Origin of the sequence: Shewanella sp. T24-MNA-CIBAN-0130 (genome assembly GCF_040310185.1) — a bacterium.
GTDB lineage: Bacteria > Pseudomonadota > Gammaproteobacteria > Enterobacterales > Shewanellaceae > Shewanella > Shewanella psychromarinicola.
The window spans coordinates 43,898-60,198 of sequence record NZ_JBEOPP010000002.1 but is presented as its reverse complement, the minus strand read 5'-3'; the positions used below and the strand labels follow the sequence as shown (position 1 = coordinate 60,198).

16 protein-coding genes are annotated in these 16,301 nt (G+C 45.7%); 1 reads left to right on the top strand and 15 read right to left on the bottom strand.

Features of this window, described 5'->3' with window-relative positions; genetic code table 11:
- The first annotated feature begins 93 nt into the window (after positions 1-93).
- Positions 94-687, top strand: coding sequence for an FMN-dependent NADH-azoreductase (locus AAEZ02_RS01275; RefSeq protein WP_124013181.1), 594 nt, complete (start codon positions 94-96; stop codon positions 685-687).
- Positions 688-1,090: 403 nt separating this feature from the next.
- On the opposite strand, the gene AAEZ02_RS01270 is transcribed toward AAEZ02_RS01275, so the two are convergent.
- The 15 genes from AAEZ02_RS01270 to AAEZ02_RS01200 are packed head-to-tail and all read right to left on the bottom strand — an operon-like array spanning position 1,091 to position 16,293.
- Positions 1,091-2,317, bottom strand: a complete 1,227-nt coding sequence (locus tag AAEZ02_RS01270; RefSeq protein ID WP_101033095.1) for a beta-ketoacyl-ACP synthase — start codon at positions 2,315-2,317, stop codon at positions 1,091-1,093.
- Complete coding sequence (locus tag AAEZ02_RS01265) at positions 2,314-3,039, bottom strand: 3-ketoacyl-ACP reductase FabG2 (protein WP_101033094.1); 726 nt, start codon at positions 3,037-3,039, stop codon at positions 2,314-2,316. The genes AAEZ02_RS01270 and AAEZ02_RS01265 overlap by 4 nt, the downstream gene beginning before the upstream one ends.
- A gap of 48 nt (positions 3,040-3,087) precedes the next feature.
- Positions 3,088-3,579, bottom strand: coding sequence for a hotdog family protein (locus AAEZ02_RS01260; protein ID WP_101033093.1), 492 nt, complete (start codon positions 3,577-3,579; stop codon positions 3,088-3,090).
- Between the two features lie 4 nt (positions 3,580-3,583).
- Positions 3,584-4,786 (bottom strand): beta-ketoacyl-[acyl-carrier-protein] synthase family protein, encoded by a 1,203-nt coding sequence (locus AAEZ02_RS01255; RefSeq protein WP_124013182.1) that lies wholly within the window; start codon positions 4,784-4,786, stop codon positions 3,584-3,586.
- A gap of 56 nt (positions 4,787-4,842) precedes the next feature.
- Positions 4,843-5,457, bottom strand: a complete 615-nt coding sequence (locus AAEZ02_RS01250) for a DUF3261 domain-containing protein (protein ID WP_351121652.1) — start codon at positions 5,455-5,457, stop codon at positions 4,843-4,845.
- Positions 5,450-6,712, bottom strand: coding sequence for an NAD(P)/FAD-dependent oxidoreductase (locus AAEZ02_RS01245; protein ID WP_101033091.1), 1,263 nt, complete (start codon positions 6,710-6,712; stop codon positions 5,450-5,452). The genes AAEZ02_RS01250 and AAEZ02_RS01245 overlap by 8 nt, the downstream gene beginning before the upstream one ends.
- Positions 6,713-9,112, bottom strand: a complete 2,400-nt coding sequence (locus AAEZ02_RS01240) for an MMPL family transporter (protein WP_351121649.1) — start codon at positions 9,110-9,112, stop codon at positions 6,713-6,715.
- Positions 9,112-9,915, bottom strand: coding sequence for an outer membrane lipoprotein carrier protein LolA (locus AAEZ02_RS01235; protein WP_351121646.1), 804 nt, complete (start codon positions 9,913-9,915; stop codon positions 9,112-9,114). The genes AAEZ02_RS01240 and AAEZ02_RS01235 overlap by 1 nt, the downstream gene beginning before the upstream one ends.
- Positions 9,915-10,346 (bottom strand): acyl-CoA thioesterase, encoded by a 432-nt coding sequence (locus AAEZ02_RS01230; protein WP_101033088.1) that lies wholly within the window; start codon positions 10,344-10,346, stop codon positions 9,915-9,917. The genes AAEZ02_RS01235 and AAEZ02_RS01230 overlap by 1 nt, the downstream gene beginning before the upstream one ends.
- Entirely contained in the window at positions 10,347-11,909 is a 1,563-nt protein-coding gene (locus tag AAEZ02_RS01225) for an HAL/PAL/TAL family ammonia-lyase (RefSeq protein ID WP_351077640.1), read from the bottom strand.
- Positions 11,910-11,913: 4 nt separating this feature from the next.
- Positions 11,914-13,752 (bottom strand): glycosyltransferase family 2 protein, encoded by a 1,839-nt coding sequence (locus tag AAEZ02_RS01220; protein ID WP_351121643.1) that lies wholly within the window; start codon positions 13,750-13,752, stop codon positions 11,914-11,916.
- The gene (locus AAEZ02_RS01215) at positions 13,749-14,141 is read right to left on the bottom strand and encodes an ApeI family dehydratase (RefSeq protein ID WP_101033085.1); all 393 of its coding nucleotides are present in this window, start codon (positions 14,139-14,141) and stop codon (positions 13,749-13,751) included. Before AAEZ02_RS01215 ends, AAEZ02_RS01220 begins: the two co-directional genes overlap by 4 nt.
- The gene (locus tag AAEZ02_RS01210) at positions 14,134-15,501 is read right to left on the bottom strand and encodes an AMP-binding protein (RefSeq protein ID WP_124013188.1); all 1,368 of its coding nucleotides are present in this window, start codon (positions 15,499-15,501) and stop codon (positions 14,134-14,136) included. The genes AAEZ02_RS01215 and AAEZ02_RS01210 overlap by 8 nt, the downstream gene beginning before the upstream one ends.
- Positions 15,494-16,045, bottom strand: coding sequence for a COG4648 family protein (locus tag AAEZ02_RS01205; RefSeq protein ID WP_101033083.1), 552 nt, complete (start codon positions 16,043-16,045; stop codon positions 15,494-15,496). Before AAEZ02_RS01205 ends, AAEZ02_RS01210 begins: the two co-directional genes overlap by 8 nt.
- Positions 16,045-16,293 (bottom strand): acyl carrier protein, encoded by a 249-nt coding sequence (locus AAEZ02_RS01200; protein WP_101033082.1) that lies wholly within the window; start codon positions 16,291-16,293, stop codon positions 16,045-16,047. Before AAEZ02_RS01200 ends, AAEZ02_RS01205 begins: the two co-directional genes overlap by 1 nt.
- Positions 16,294-16,301: the final 8 nt, after the last annotated feature.

The following is a 16,301-nucleotide window of genomic DNA, read 5'->3' as shown; positions in this document are numbered from 1 at the left end:
GCGCTATTTTTCTTTTTTATAGATCAATATACTCATTTCATTGGTCAGGCGCATAGCCATGTGACCCAACAAACAGATGGGTGAGAATTAACAATGGCAAAAGTATTAATTTTAAAATCAAGCATTCTAGGCAGTTATTCACAATCTTCAGCATTAGTGGACTATTTACATCAGCAATGGAGCCGTAAAGGTGCGCAGATCACCGTGCGTGATTTAGGCAGCCAACCCGTGCCAATGTTAGATGGTGAACTTGCTACAGGTTTACGCGGTGGTGAGGATCTTTCTGAGCGTCAATTATCAGCACTCGCGCTATCGAACGAATTAGTGGCTGAAATTAAACAGCATGACAGCATTATTATTGCAGCGCCCATGTACAATTTCACCATTCCTACGACGTTAAAAAATTGGATTGATTTCATCGCTCGTGTAGGTGTGACGTTTAGTTATACTGCAACAGGACCGGTTGGCTTAATTGAAGGTAAGCGGGCGATTATTGTTACCACTCGCGGTGGCGTCCACAAAGATGGTGCAACTGACCATGTGGTGCCTTACCTAACGACATTATTAGGTTTTATTGGGATTAACAATGTGGAAACGATTTATGCAGAAGCCTTAAATATGGGCCCTGATGCTGCAGAAGCCGGCATTAGCCAAGCTAAGCTTGCTATCGATGAACTTTCACTTTAATTAATTCATACCCAAACGACCTCGAAATGCAGGATTGTGCATGTCCATAAGTGACAGAGTTCAAGGGTCTAAGAATAGGGCGCCTGCGGCTGCTAGAGCGAGCTTCGGTCTGCTAGGGACAGCTTCGCGGCTAAGATTTTATAGCATCTAGCCGCGCAGCGTCCTAGAACCTTGGAATAGTGATATTAAAAAGGGAATAACCATTCTCTTCAATCACTGCCTTGTTCAGTTATCCTACGGGAGCCCTGAAACGAGCATGTTGAAGTGGCTTGGGTATATACCGTTACTTAAATAAAGTTCTCTGCTTAAAAACTTAACGCTTAATGAGACTTTAACGTTTCATTAAGCGTTTTTTTATGTCGGATTTTACTCTTATTGGCAAATTACTGACTCCCCGTTGCCATTAATGCCAGCGTTTAAAAATCAATGAAGTATTAATGCCCCCAAAGGCAAAATTATTGCTCATGACATAGTCTGTATCGATAAGGCGGATATCGTCTTTAATGTAATCGAGCGGGGCGCATTGTGGGTCAATATTGGTGAGGTTGAGTGTTGGCGCAAACCAGCCTTCGTTCATCATTTCAATACTGGTCCACGCTTCCAATGAACCACAGGCACCTAAGGTATGACCGGTGTAACTTTTTAGTGATGAAATCGGCGTATTCGTGCCAAATACAGCATGGGTAGCGGCGGTTTCAGCGATGTCACCGCGATCGGTTGCGGTGCCATGGGCACTAATATAACCAATGTCTTGTGGCGTTAACGCGGCATCTTTTAAGGCTAAACGAATCGCCACTTCCATGGTTTTTGCATTGGGTTGGGTCACGTGTTGTCCATCTGAATTGGTTCCAAAACCAACCAGTTCAGCATAAATTTTGGCGCCACGGGCTTGAGCGTGCTCAAGCTCTTCTAATATAAGAGTACAAGCACCTTCACCTATCACTAAACCATCACGTTGACTGTCAAATGGGCGTGGTGTTTGAGCTGGCGTATCATTTTTGGTGCTGGTAGCAAACAAAGTATCAAATACCACAGCTTCGGTAGGACAAAGTTCTTCAGCGCCACCCGCTAACATAATGGTTTGCATACCATATTTAATCGCTTCATAAGCGTAGCCAATACCTTGGCTCGCAGAAGTACATGCACTGCTGGTAGTATGGACTCGGCCTTGTAAGCCAAAAAACACGCCAATATTTACGGCCGTAGTGTGGGCCATCATGCGGATATAGCTGGTAGCGGTTAACCCTGACATATCGCCGGTTTTTAACATATCGCCAAATCCCATTATCGGATCGGTACTGCCAGTTGATGAGCCGTAAGCCACGCCTACTTGGCCAGAGTTAACAATAGGATCATTTAACAGACCAGCATCTTCAAGCGCGAGTTCACTGGCGCGAGTGGCCATCATGGAGACTCGCCCCATTGAGCGAATTTTTTTACGTGAATAGTGTTTAGGGAGAACAAACTCGGTCACAGGCGCGGCAAGGCGAGTATTTAACCCTGGGTAGCGATCCCATTCATCCATTTGAATGACGCAGTTATGTTTAGCGAGTAGGCTGGCTTTAATTTGCGCCCAGTCCTGACCCAATGCACAAATTCCCCCCATGCCTGTAACGACAACACGCTTCATATCATGCCTCCGTTAACTGAAATCACTTGGCGTGTAATATAGGCGGCATCGTCTGACAATAAAAAGTTAGCAAGGCCGGCTATTTCACTGGGTTTACCCATGCGCTTCATCGGCACCATTTGGTTGACCATATCGGTTGAAATGTCCGTCACCATGTCGGTTTCAATTAGCCCTGGGGCGATACAATTAACGGTGATTTTTCGTTTTGCCAACTCAAGTGATAGGGCTTTGGTTGCACCAATAATCCCCGCTTTTGAGGCGCTGTAATTCACTTGACCACGGTTACCTGCGATGCCTGACACTGAGGCGAGAGTGATAATACGTCCGCCTTTACGAGCTTGAACCATAGGCATAACCGTAGGATGAATAACATTATAAAAACCATCAAGGTTAGTGTGAATGACACTGTCCCATTCGTGTTCAGTCATGGCTGGAAAAGCGGTGTCGCGGTTGATACCTGCATTGAGAATAACGCCATAATAGGCTCCGTGTTCGGCAATGTCAGTTTCGATAGCAAGCTTAACTGCCTGACGGTCAGCAATATCAAATTGCAGTAAACTGACCTGAATACCCAGATCTAATAAGCTTTTTTGTACTTGTGCGGCGGCAACATGATTGCTGTGAAAGTGCAGCGCAATATCAAAACCATTCTCGGCTAATTTAATTGCGATGGCTTTGCCTATTCCTCGGCTTGAACCGGTAACTAATACTCTATTATTCAAAATGTCTCTCCGTGATTGATTCGAGGAACTCAAATGGGGATAAAAAGGTTAGTTATTAACTTGGCTGTTATTAATATAGGTTTGGGTATCTTGGGGTTGAAATACATTGACATTGGCTTGTGCCACTAAGGTATCTTGATGATAAATATGGCAATCAAATACCGCTAACCCCGACTCTTCTTGATATAACCTGGTGACTTGAGTGCGATAAGACTCACCTAAGGTAAACGTGTCTATGTGCATTTGTAGCTTGCGAGTGCCGAGTAAAAAACCGACTCGGATACCTTCGTGATCGAGTCGTGCCTCTACACCGGCTAATGCTGCAATGCTTTGGGCCATATATTCGATGCCCACGTAATTAGGAACACCATTGAGTTGGCGGTCAAAATAGGCACTGTCTGGGCGAATATGGGTTTCAGTGATCAAGCTGTCTGGATAGTGCTCTAACAGGTTATCAATCAAGATCATCGGCGCGCGATGCGGAATAAAAGTACTGATGTCTTGCGCTAACATAGCGGCATTTGCTGTGCGTGTTGGCATGAAACTAGGCATCCTTTCGACAAAAAATCAGGCTGGCATTACTGCCACCAAAGGCAAATGAATTACTCATAATGAAATTGAGCTGACTTAACCCAGTATTACTGTTGGCATTGACCAGCGCTATGTGCGGGTCGTTATCATCAAACTGACCATCCCAGATATGAGGTGGTAGGCGCTTGCTATGATTAAGTGGACTTAATAATAAATAGCAAAAAGCGGCCTCAATCGCACCCGCAGCCCCTAAGGTATGACCGGTAAGCGGTTTGGTTGAACTGCATGGGGGTAATGATTGGCTAAATACTGCTGTTATGGCTCGTGATTCCATCGCATCATTTTTAGGGGTAGCGGTGCCATGTAGATTGACATAATCAATTTGCTGCGGCGAAATATTCGCCGCGGTTAAGGCTTGTTGCATGGCGGCAATCGCGCCTGTTCCTTCTGGGTGTGGTGCCGAAATATGATGTGCATCGGCAGACTCACCAACCCCGGCCAACATCACCTCACTTTGACCACGTTCTAAGGTAAATAACGCCGCGCCTTCACCAATGTTAATTCCATCTCGATGGCGACTGAACGGATTACAATGGCCTTTGGATATGGATTCTAATGCGGCAAAGCCATTAACGGTTAACTGACACAAACTGTCTACGCCGCCAACAATCACCATATCGCAGAGATCTGCATTGAGTAATCGCTGTGCACTGGCAAACACTTTGGCGCTCGATGAACACGCAGTCGAGACGGTATAACAAGGGCCAGAGAGTGCAAATAACTGCTTTAGATAATCACTGGTACTGCCCAATTCCTGTTGCGAGTAATGGTAGCTCGGGGGAAAATGCCCATGTTCAAGTTGGTATTTTAACGCGGCTTCGCCTTTGGAAATACCCGAGGTGCTTGTGCCTAACACCACCCCGATACGATCTGCCCCAAAACGTTGTTTGGCTTGTGCTATCGCAGGGACGAGTTGTTGTGCCGCGGTATTTAATAAGCGATTATTACGACACGTAAACAGACTTAAATGATCAGCAATATCGATTAAGCGTGTCTCATCGATGCAACCCACTATGGTAGGGGCATTGAACAATAGATTATCGCGCCATTGCATGGCACTGATATCACCCTTAATGAGGCGTGGCAGCACCTCTTCTGGCGAGTTCCCTAAAGGTGTACACAATCCGATGTGAGTTATTGCTATGCGACTATTCATACTTGGTTTTATGGCCTATTTATTACTGTCTGTTTATGACTAGGGTAGAGCTCTGGCTATTCAATTGGAGTGATTTTTATGTGAATATCAGCGGCGTCGATGTCAACGTTCACTTGCGCTAACCATGGATCTATATTGCTATACGTTAACCTCATTAACTCGCCATCAGCATCCAGCAGTTGCTTACATAGCCCCATATTACAGGGTTTAATCATTAATTCACCGCCACTTAAGTGGCGATTGACTTGCTCCGTTGGCCAGTAAATTATCTGCATTATCGCCATTAAATATTCCGCTTTAAACTGCTCACCCAATAACAGACTTTGCTGACTTTGCAGGGTTTGCCCATCGTACACTAGTGTGAATAGCGCTTGCCCAAGAGGCGCTAATCCTACTAACGTCATCCGTTGTGGGTTGAGTTCAAGCTGGGTTAATAACTCATGGCTATCTTGCCCACGGGTAAAGTTAACCATTTGAGTTAAATTAATGTCTTGATGAGCATCAGTTAATACCGTCGAGGTTGGACTTAAGCAATATTGTGCTTCACCCGTGAGAGGGACACAAGTTTGCCGCACGATTTGCTGGCTGCAAGCGGTTAATAAGCTTAGTAGAAGCAGGGCCACAATACGGCGTGATAATAAATCAATAAAATGCTCGAATAGGTTAAGCAATATTGGGCTCCTGACATAACTCGACAATGGTGTTGAGGCGTCGCTCAGACTCTTTCACAAACGGATTACTCATGTCCCAAGCGTAGCCCGCTAAAATTGAGCAAATCATTTGTTTAATCTTGCTGTTGGCTTGTTGATAGAAAATGACATCTTGAAAACGTCCATCATACCAAGCTTGGACATAGGTTCTAAAGGTGTTTACCCCTTGCATTAATGGCTCTGTATACTCGGTATTCCAGTCAACGGTTTGACCGTTAAGTTGCTTATTTACACTGGCTACTGCCATTGATGCTGACTGCATTGCAATCGTTACCCCTGATGAAAATACCGGGTCAAGGAATTCTCCAGCGTTGCCCAGCAAAGCAAACTTGTTGGTTGCTAAGGTGGTGACATTGGCCGAATAACCTTTCAATGTGGCGCAAGGTTGAACAATATTAGCGTTAGCCAGTAAGCGTTGTAGCTCTGGTTCTTCATTCACTATCGCTAACAGTTGTTGTTCTAGGGTACCGGATAAATGTTGCAGTAAATGAGGCTCCGCCACCACCCCAATGGAGCAACGGTTATGGTTAAAAGGGATTAACCAGTACCAAATATCCTTATGCTTTGGGTGAACGCTAATGAGGATCTTATTACGATCAAAGCTGGGATCGCTGATGTTGTCTTCAATGTGGGTAAAAATAGCACTTCGAGGCGGCAGGTTTGACGGCTGTTCTAGGTTCAACAATCGTGGTAGTACTCGACCAAAACCACTGGCATCAAGCACAAATTTAGCGTTAACTTGATATTGCTGACCTTGTTCATTCGTTACCGTTAAGCGAGGGTTTTCAGTAAGATCAATATTATCGACTCGATGACCAAAACGAATATCGACCCCTTGACCGATTGCTGTGTCTGCCAATAGTTTATCAAAATCAGCCCGCTGAACCTGAAAGGTAGTGCTTGGGCCAGGGGTAAATTTGTCATTAAAATCAAAAGTGGTATAGCGACCTTGGTGGCGAAATGCGGCGCCATTTTTAAACTGAAATCCAGCCTGATTAACCGCTTCTAACATGCCGGCTTGTTCGAGAAACTGCATGCAACAAGGCAGTAAGCTTTCGCCAATTGAAAAACGTGGAAAATGCTGTTTTTCAATAACAATAACCTGATGACCTTGCTGGCGTAATAGGCTTGCAGCAATAGCGCCTGAAGGGCCTGCGCCAATGATGGCAACGTCGACGTCCATGTTGCTGACTGTATGTGTTTGACTGCTTAACATTTACAGTGTTTTCCTAGTGATAAATGAAATAAACGGTGCCAGTAAGAATGCAAAACTGATCCCAAAAAGAAGTGTTAATCCAAAAAAGTGAATCGCATTAGTTTGACTGAGCGCCAGTAAACCAAAAGCCAATAGCGTTGAACAGGCTGACATAAAGATTGCCATCATCACACCGCGACTGGTGTGTTTCGCCTCGGCAAAAAACAGGCTGTAATCAATCCCGATCCCTAACACCAAAATAAGTGCTAATGCGTGAAACAAACTGATGCTCGAACCGACAAGCCCTAAACACGCGAGGGTGAGCAGTACTGATAATGCCGGTACCGCCACGATGGCTAACGCCAGCTTAATGCCATATTTAATGCTAAACAGTAGGCTTGCTAACACAAAGACCCACACTAATAGCTGTAATGTCAGTTGGCGATACTTGCCCATTAAAGCCGATATACCCCCGACTTTATCGATTAAACGCACTTGGCCTAAAGACCAGTTTTGGTCAGTGAGTCGTTGCTCGAGGGACACTAACGAGTGTATGCCACCTAACAACACAATTGCACCATATTGCTCGGTGTTGTCTGTGGTCGATATTGCGCCAAGCCATAGGGCATGTAAATCATCATTAGCTTGGGCTAACACCCTTTTTGGCGTTAACCATTGTGTTGTAGCTTGGTCGAGTTGTGCAAGCAAGCTGGTCTTTATGCTGTCATTTAGGCCCATCTCGGTGATGATTTCATCTAAATGTTGCCGATAGAGCTGTTGTTGTAATTGATAATCGTGGCGCTGGCGCGCAATGCTGGGCATAAAGCGACTCAGGCTCATGGCCTGGCCTAACTCGCCATCGGCAACGGCCTTATCAAGTACGGGGACCAGTTGCTCTAACGTTTGCAATAATGCTTGTTCGTTGTGGCCGCTGACCAAAATAAATTGGTTGTCTGTGCCACCGCTGAGCAGCTGTCTGAGCTGGTTTTCTTCGCTGGTGATGGCAGCAGGGCTTTGCTGCAATTGGCGAATATCATCGTCGGTGTCAGCTTGTGATAAGCCCAAAAATAATATAGCTGTTAAACCAATCAGCAGTGCCGCGATGGCGACTTTTTGCCACAATCGACTCGGTATAAAAGTGCGTTGCAATACGGTCAGATAACCTTGGGCTAGGGTTAATCCGCGGGTGGGTTTAAGCCCATAGTTGCCCAGCAATGGAAACACCAGTAACAAGGTTAGGTAAGCACCCATTAACCCCGCGGCGCAAAATACCGCCACTTGTTGCATCCCCGGGAATGGCGTAAACCCTATGGCGACAAAGGCACTGACACTGGTAACAAGGGCGAGGGTGAGCGCAGGGAAAATACGCTTTAATGTGTCACTGGCGTTGTCATTGGGATGAGCTTGTTTTTCGCAGTAAAAGTGGAAGCTGTAATCAATGGCTACACCAATTAAGCTGGTGCCAAATACCAGTGTCAGTAAATGCAGCTCACCAAAAAAACTTAAGGTGGCGACAAACGCAAACACCACCCCAGAGGTTAAGGTCAGTAGCGCGGCAAATAACGGCATCATAGATCGAAAGGCCAACCAGACTAATAAGATAATCCCCAACATGGAAATTAAGCCAATGCGGCTGATTTCTTGTTTGGCTGATTCTGTGGCAGCAATGGCATGAAAAAGTGCCCCAGCCTTGAGAAAGCTCACCTCGGGATAGTGCTGATTAATTTGGCTAAACGCAGATTCTAATGCTTGCATTTGCTGTTGCTGAGCGGTCGGGCTAAAAGCACTATCACGGCCTTTGGCCATGACAATCGCAGCTACACCGTCTACGGTATCGGTCAGTAAAACCCCTTGTTGGCTGCGCAGCGCACTGTTGGGCGATAACGCCAGCAAGTTAGCCGGAAACATCAATAACGGATCATTGCTGAGCAGTTGACTGTTAGCAAAACCAAATGCGCTATAAAGTTGGCTTTGGGCAGCGTTAAGCAATTGGCGCCAATGGCCTGTTTCAATGGCGTGTGCTTGTTCAGGCGTCAGTAAGCCAAAACGATGTTCGAAATACACTTTAGCCAAGTCTTGCAGATGATCATCCGCGCCGCTACGAATGGCGGTAAAGGGCTGTTGAGTCTGTTGTTCTAGGGAGATCATCAGTTGCTTGGCTGCGTTGATAGCTTGGCTGTCGTTGTTGGCATTAATGGCAATATACACTTGGTTAGCGAGTTGCTGTTCTACCTTGTTTAATGCTGTTTCAGTGAGCTTATCTTGTTGTAAATGCGGCAGCATAGCCAAAATATCAGTCTGAATATGCGCGCCTTGCTGCCATTGCAAAAGGCCTGTGGCTAACATTGCCAGCAGCAATACTACCCATAAGGCAAACCGCCCAATGGGCGATAATATGGCGCCAAGCGATCTTGGTCTCATTATTGAACGGACTCATTGCCAAGGCTAAAAAGCGCCAGTTCGCTTGCACTGAGCGGCCCTTGCTGGGGATCGATAAATTGAATTTGGGTATAGTCGCTAATATCCGCCTGGCTACTTGTCATGATTAATGAGCGTAACTGGGTGTCGCCACTGAGGGTTATGTTGCCCATGGACGCTTGCACTTGAGGATCTTTGGCTTGCAAGCCGAGTTGCCATGACGCATTTTTTTGCGTTTTTGCTGGCATAAACAAGGCGAAATCAGCACTTAAAGCATCGATATCGCCCGCCATAATGGCTTGTAATAAACGCGGTAATTGCTGCGCGATAGGGTTGCCACTGACCGCAGCGTTAAGTTGTTGTACCTTGCCTTGGCTGTTTTGCTGGATCAACTGCTGATCTTTTAACACCATTAAGGTGCTGAACGGCCGCTGTTGTTGCCATACCAATCCCTGCGCCGGACTAAAAATAAATTGCCCTTGGCTGAGCAAGGGCTTTTTTAGCACCTGTAAGTGGCGCAGCTGAATAAACTGCCCTCGAGTATCAAGTTGTAAATTTAATTGCTGAGCTAAAGCCCTGAGGGCTTCTGTGGTGGCTGGTTGACTGTACAAAGTCTGAATATCAGCTAATTGCTCTTTGGTCAGAGCTTGAGTCAGAGGTTGGGGCTTTCCTTGTGTCAGCTCTGGAGTCAGTGTTTGATTGTTGCTTGCTGGTGGACGTTCATTGGCCGAGACAATGCCAATATGCAAACAGAGCAGTATAATGAGACGACTGACCCGAGCAAACATTCCTTTGCGAGTATTCATTAAGCTTGGCTCGTATCAAGTAATGGGCGAATTTTTTGCAGAAACACTTCTGGGGTGACAAAGCATAATTCTTGGGTGGCAATCTCAACGGCTGCCTGAATGGTATAGCCTTTAGTGATGCGCACATTGGTTTGGGCATCGAAAACTTGATAATTAATGCGTAGGCGATTTTCCCACTCAACAATGGCCGCAATGACTTTGATTTTTTGGTCAAAGGTGCTGCTTTTAACATACTTTACTTGCACATCGACAATGGGCCACGCATAACCGGACTCTTGCATAGTGCGATAGTTATAACCGAGTTTATCCAGCAATAGGCAGCGCACCACTTCAAAGTAGCGCAAATAATTGCCATGCCAAGTGATGCCCATCGAATCGACATCGTGAAACGGGATCACCATTTCCATTTCGGTGAGTAATAAGCCTTTCATTTAGCACACCTCCCACTGACCTAATTGAATTTTTTCGACCGTTTGACGCAGTACCGCTTCTAGGGGGCGGTCTTCGGTAAGCAGTTCAAAATCTTCGCTGACTTGGGCTAAAGTAGTGGCCAAAGAGGGGGTTAATGAACTTGCATCGAGTTCTTGCTGCATTATACGCAATTGGATCCCCTGGCTCATGGCCAATAATGCTGCGGCGGCGACTTGCTCTGTGAGTTGCAGTATCCGCATGCAATCACGTGCGGCAATAGTCCCCATACTGACTTTATCTTGATTATGGCATTCAGTTGAACGTGAAAACACGCTGGCGGGCATAGTGTTTTTTAACGCTTCAGCAGTCCAAGCTGATACGCCAATTTGTACCGCTTTAAAACCATGGTTAATGGCGCGGCGTTCGCCTTCTGCAGCAGACAAATTAGCCGGTAAACCATTATTAAATTTAGGGTCCATGACTAAGGCCATTTGGCGATCAATTAAGTCGGCTATATTGGCCACGGCATTTTTCATCGCATCCATGGCAAACGCGATGTGGCCGCCATAAAAGTGACCGCCATGGAGGATATGTTCACCTTCAGCATCGACAATAGGATTGTCGTTGGCACTATTGAGTTCGGTTTCAATAAATTGGCGCATAAAGGGCAGGGCATCTTGCAGTACGCCAATAATGTGCGGCGCACAGCGAATTGAATAGCGGTCTTGTAAACGATCTGAGTTACGAGGGTGCACATGATGATTTAAGTCTTCACGGATCCAGCTGGCTATCTGGTTTTGTCCTGGGTGGGGCTTGGCGGCAAATAAAATATCATCAAAATGGTTTGCGTTACCCTTGAGCGTTAACGACGCCATGGCCGTAATTCGGCTTGATAAGCGGGTTAAGTACTGGGATCTATCGAAGGCTAAACACGCTAGCGCAGTCATCACCGCAGTGCCATTCATTAAGGCTAGGCCTTCTTTAGGGCGCAAGGTCAATGGCACCATACCGAATTTGAGATAAACATCTTTGGTCGCTTGACGTTTACCTTGGAACATCACTTCTCGTTCGCCAACCAATACAGCAGCAAGATAAGATAATGGGGTTAAATCACCGCTGGCGCCGACCGAGCCTTCTTGAGGGATCACCGGAGTAATATCATTGTTTAATAGCCATTCGATGCGTTGCAGCAGTAGATAACTCACACCTGACTTGCCCATAGCCAAGGAGTTTAAGCGGCAAGCCATAATGGCGCGGGCTTGCATTGGGCTAAATACATCGCCTAAACCACAACCATGAAACCGGGTTAAGTGCAGTGGTAATTCGTGAACTAAGTCTAGGCTGACATTCACGGTACATGAGTCGCCGTAACCTGTGGTGACACCATATACCACACCCTCTTCATGCAGCAGGCTGTCAATAAAGCGAGCGCCTTTTTGGATATATTCAACATAGTCGGCAGTATCAGCCACCTTGACCGCGGCGCCTTTGGCGATAGCCACTACTTGCTCAAGACTAAGATAGCTTTGGCCTAAATGCACTGTGCTATTGGCGGTTGATGACGGTGAAGAAGTGTGGCTCATTGAATTAGTTATCCTGACGGGGTGACGTTGTGCTGTTATTGGGTACAGTACTTGAACTAGGTGCTGTACTTGAATTAGGTGCAGTACTTGAATTAGTCGCTGTACTTGAATTAGGTGCTGTACCTGGGCGTGAAACAGGACGAGTAATCAATTCATCTCTACGCCAAAAATCGAAAAAGTTAAACCATTGCATCGGAGCCTGTAGGGCAAAGTGCGCTAAGCGTTGGCTATATTGGCTCATGGCGTCGGTTAAGCGTTCAATTCTGCCTGCTCGTGGACCTTTTAAGCTGTCGCTTAGATGTTCTACATGTACTTGATAACGCCCATGCTGGCGAATACAAAATAAGCTGTAAACAGGGCAGTCGAGTAAGCTTGCTAAAATAAATGGCCCTTGTGGAAACGCAGCATCTTGGCCTAAAAAGGGCAAATAGGTGACGCGACCTTGGCTGCTAGACGAGGTGCGGTCCGCGGCAATAACCACCATTTCACCTTGATCAATTTTTTGCTGCAGTAACATGGCGGTACTGGGATCAAGCTCATTGACATGGATTAAGTTAAGACTACTTTGTGGATTAAGCTGCTGCAGTACCTTGTTAAAATTTTCAGCGTGTTGGGTTAGCACCATCACATTCACTTTCACCTTTTGCTGGTGGACAGAGATAGCGCGACACAATTCCATATTGCCTAAATGCGACACAATCAATACTGCACCTCGACCTGTGGCCACTTGGTCTGCGAGTATTTTTCGGTCGTTAAAGTCGACTTGCTCTAGATTAATTCGGTCGCACCAAGCATCCATTCTATCGAGGGCGGCATTGCCAAAGGCAAAGAAATGTTTAAGGCTATCGCGCCAATTAACCTCGCTACTGAGATTAGGGTGATGAGGTTGTAGCTGTTGAACGCGGCGTAAAAAATCCAATGATGCGTGTCGAGCCGTCGATCCCGTTATGAAAAAATAACAAATTACCGGATACATCATTGCCCGGCACAGCCAATGCCCGCCAAGACGATAGCATTCAGCTAACAGTTTGATGCCCCAAAAACTGCCACGCTCTGTCATTGTCGACCAATGTTTTTGCGACTGAGCTTGCTCTGGTGGTGGATCTTTTTGCTGTAAAAGTTGTTTGCTGATAATGCGCGGCAGGCGAGCGAGCATGCCAAAAAATAACCGGGTGTGCATCCAGCTGATCCGCACATTATCTTGCACGCCTTGGAAGTGACTGATGCCATCTTCAGGATAGATCACTTTAGTTGGCACATGAATGACTGGCGTACCCTGCCAGTGCAGTCTGACCATAATTTCAATATCAAAATCCATCCGCTCACCCAAAGCTTGCTGGCTGAATAACTGTTCAGTAGCCGCTAATGGATAGACCCGAAAACCACACATAGAATCTTGAATGTCAAAACTCAAGGTTTCAATCCATACCCACAAATGGGTGAGGTAACGCCCGTATAAACGGCCTTTAGGCACGGACTCATCATAAATCGGCTGGCCAGATATTAATGCCTGTGGGTGCTGTTCGCAGCTCGATATCATTAACGGAATATCGTCTAAATTATGCTGCCCATCGGCATCAACCTGTAATGCATGGGTGAAACCATCGCGGTAAGCTTGGCGCAGACCGCTGGTCACTGCCGCACCTTTACCGCGATTAAAAGGATGGCTGATGAGGGTTACCCAGCTAAATTTGTCCGCCATAGCTTGCAATACATAGCGGGTTTCATCTTGGCTACCATCATCAACTAGATAACAGGTCAGGTTGAATTTTGCCAACTTGGTTAGGGTTTGTTCAATGGCGATATGATGATTGTAGTTGGGGATAACCAAGGTCAATTTCATGGGTTACTCTCAATGGCAGTCGGCGCAGCAGTGACCAACGCGGGTTTGACCACAATGCGCCCAGAAGAGAAACGTTTATCTTGATCGCGATAACTGAAAATCAGTTTTGCTTTTTGGACTTGATGTTCAATCACCAAATCAACATAGGTGTCGGGTAATATGAGTTGTTGAAACTTAAGCACTTCTAATGTGGCAATAGTGGCTGAATAACCAAATGCCTCACAGCCAAGTTTGACCGCCCAATCCAATTGGGTAACCCCAGGCAATACGGCTTGCTGAGGAAAATGACCATTAAAAAAGGCTAAATCTGCGCTAACAAATAAACGCCATTGATAGAGATTGTTACCGCCTTGATGGCTAACAATATGGGGTAATTCTGACTTAATCATGACTAAATAAGGCTATAATTTCTGCTTGAGTACGCTTGCCTTGGCTGTTGAGTGGCAAGTGTGCAGGATAACGCCAGCGTCTTGGTAAGGTGATGCGCTCAAACTGGCTTAATAAGTGGTTTTTCAACGCATTATTGAGCGCTAATTTCCCTTCCGCTTCGAGTGTTTTAAGGCCTAATTCGCTTAAGCATATTGCCGCACCTAACATGGTACGCGGTTGTTCTAATACCGTGACGGCCGCTTCGCGAACAAAAGGATGGGTTTGCAGTAAATGCTCCACTTGGGCTAATGACAAACGTTTTTCTTCAATTTTCACAATGCGATCAAGGCGATGTAATAAACGGAACTGGCCATCAGTTAACAGTTCAATTTTATCATCGCACCTCAGCCACTGGGCCTGATTGTCTAAATAAACTGACTGCAACATCAAAGCCCCGTCTTGGGGATCTATATCAATGTTGACTTGGGTAAAGGCTTGCCATGGTTGCAGTGGTTGCTGCTGGCGTCGATAGGCTATACCGCCGGTCTCAGTACTGCCAAATATTTCGATTGGCAATTGATAAAAACATTGCTTAACCGCCTGGGCAGCATCAAAATTTAATGGTCCACCAGAACTGAAAATTAAGCTTGGAATGCGTTGTTGCTTTTGGTTATCAAGCGCATCAGGTAAGCGAGTCAATTGAGCGGGGCTACTGATCAAACACAAATTTGGCATGATGGCCAGGTAGTAGCTAAGGGTTTCTGGAAAGTCGATTTGTTCACTTAAGAAAGCTCGGCTCGCGGCCAAAGGCCACAGAACTTTAAATAATAAACCGTAGATATGTTGATGCGAAACCGTCGATACCACCGAGCAATGAGGTAAATGTTCGGCAAAGGTTTGTTCAAGAATACTGACTTCGGCATCGAGTTGCTGCAGCGTTTTTTTGACGGCTTTGGGCTGGCCGCTACTACCAGAGGTGAATAAGATTAATTCACCTAATGATTCTGATTTAGGCCATTTCGCTGCGGGTAAACTTAATTCTTTTTTGAGCGCAATATACTCACCCACTTCACATAAGGGCGTGTCGGCAATAATGGCATCAAATTCGTGGTTGAGTTGACTCAAGGTACCACTTTGGGTGTTGGCGGGTAATATTACTTGTTTACCGGCTAACAAGGCCGCGCATAAGCCTGCGGCAAATAAGTCGCTGTGCTTGGCTGCAAGCAACCAACGCTTAGCAGCACTTTGGGTCAGTTGAGCATGGAGGTGGGCAACGTGCGCACAAAACAATGATCCCGTCATGATGTCATGATGGTCAAAGCTTATCAGCTGCTGTGAGGCAGGCCCTGTGGATAACCAATTGAGTAAAAGCTTATTCATGTTTTTTCAACCAAAAACGACGATAAATCCATTCACCACTGAGTAGCATACCCATAAACAGATAGGCGATCAGTCCGTTGTAAAGTGTCCATATTTCAATGCTTGTTGCTATGGCGGTATAGGTCGCCACTGCACCATTAACAATAAATAACCCACACCAAAGTTTGGTAATGGTTTGTAAGTATGGAATAGCAGAGTCTGGTAAATCAGGCTCTTTTAAGCGTGCTAAGCGCTCAATCATACTTGGGCCATTAATCAGTGAGTAACCAAATAATCCTAACATACTCAGGTTTATCACCACCGGATAGTATAGTAACCAGTCGTTACGCTGAGCAATAAAACTGGCTGCGGTTAATCCGATGCCAATCAGTATTGGCAGTGTCATGGATTTCACTTGTTGCTTAGTGACCATAAACCGCATCAATAATAACAAACAAAGCAGCAAAGCAATGGTGCCCGGTGGTAAATACTGCAATCCAAAGTACACTGCTAAAGGATAAGCAATAATGACTAAAGTAGTAATAATCTGCAGGATTAACCGCATTAGCTTTTAATTAATCCTTCAATGGCGTTCACGACATCATCGACTGTGCGAACGGTTTTAAATGCCTCAGGTTGAATTTTTCTACCGGTACGCTGTTGCAATTTAATCACCAAATCAACCGCATCAATACTATCTAAATCAAGGTCTTTATACAAAGAAGCTTCTAGAGTGATATCGGCCGCATCTATTTCAAAATCTTCAACTAAAATGGCGCTAAGCATTTCGAGAATTTGTTCACGATTTTGCATGCAGGCTC

Excerpts from the sequence above, each read along its gene's own strand:
- AAEZ02_RS01235 (WP_351121646.1), bottom strand. The coding sequence starts at position 9,915 with ATGAATACTCGCAAAGGAATGTTTGCTCGGGTCAGTCGTCTCATTATA.
- AAEZ02_RS01200 (WP_101033082.1), bottom strand. The coding sequence starts at position 16,293 with ATGCAAAATCGTGAACAAATTCTCGAAATGCTTAGCGCCATTTTAGTT.
- AAEZ02_RS01215 (WP_101033085.1), bottom strand. The coding sequence starts at position 14,141 with ATGATTAAGTCAGAATTACCCCATATTGTTAGCCATCAAGGCGGTAAC.
- AAEZ02_RS01240 (WP_351121649.1), bottom strand. The coding sequence starts at position 9,112 with ATGAGACCAAGATCGCTTGGCGCCATATTATCGCCCATTGGGCGGTTT.
- AAEZ02_RS01225 (WP_351077640.1), bottom strand. The coding sequence starts at position 11,909 with ATGAGCCACACTTCTTCACCGTCATCAACCGCCAATAGCACAGTGCAT.
- AAEZ02_RS01260 (WP_101033093.1), bottom strand. The coding sequence starts at position 3,579 with ATGCCAACACGCACAGCAAATGCCGCTATGTTAGCGCAAGACATCAGT.
- AAEZ02_RS01270 (WP_101033095.1), bottom strand. The coding sequence starts at position 2,317 with ATGAAGCGTGTTGTCGTTACAGGCATGGGGGGAATTTGTGCATTGGGT.
- AAEZ02_RS01255 (WP_124013182.1), bottom strand. The coding sequence starts at position 4,786 with ATGAATAGTCGCATAGCAATAACTCACATCGGATTGTGTACACCTTTA.
- AAEZ02_RS01220 (WP_351121643.1), bottom strand. The coding sequence starts at position 13,752 with ATGAAATTGACCTTGGTTATCCCCAACTACAATCATCATATCGCCATT.
- AAEZ02_RS01245 (WP_101033091.1), bottom strand. The coding sequence starts at position 6,712 with ATGTTAAGCAGTCAAACACATACAGTCAGCAACATGGACGTCGACGTT.
- AAEZ02_RS01275 (WP_124013181.1), top strand. The coding sequence starts at position 94 with ATGGCAAAAGTATTAATTTTAAAATCAAGCATTCTAGGCAGTTATTCA.
- AAEZ02_RS01210 (WP_124013188.1), bottom strand. The coding sequence starts at position 15,501 with ATGAATAAGCTTTTACTCAATTGGTTATCCACAGGGCCTGCCTCACAG.
- AAEZ02_RS01205 (WP_101033083.1), bottom strand. The coding sequence starts at position 16,045 with ATGCGGTTAATCCTGCAGATTATTACTACTTTAGTCATTATTGCTTAT.
- AAEZ02_RS01230 (WP_101033088.1), bottom strand. The coding sequence starts at position 10,346 with ATGAAAGGCTTATTACTCACCGAAATGGAAATGGTGATCCCGTTTCAC.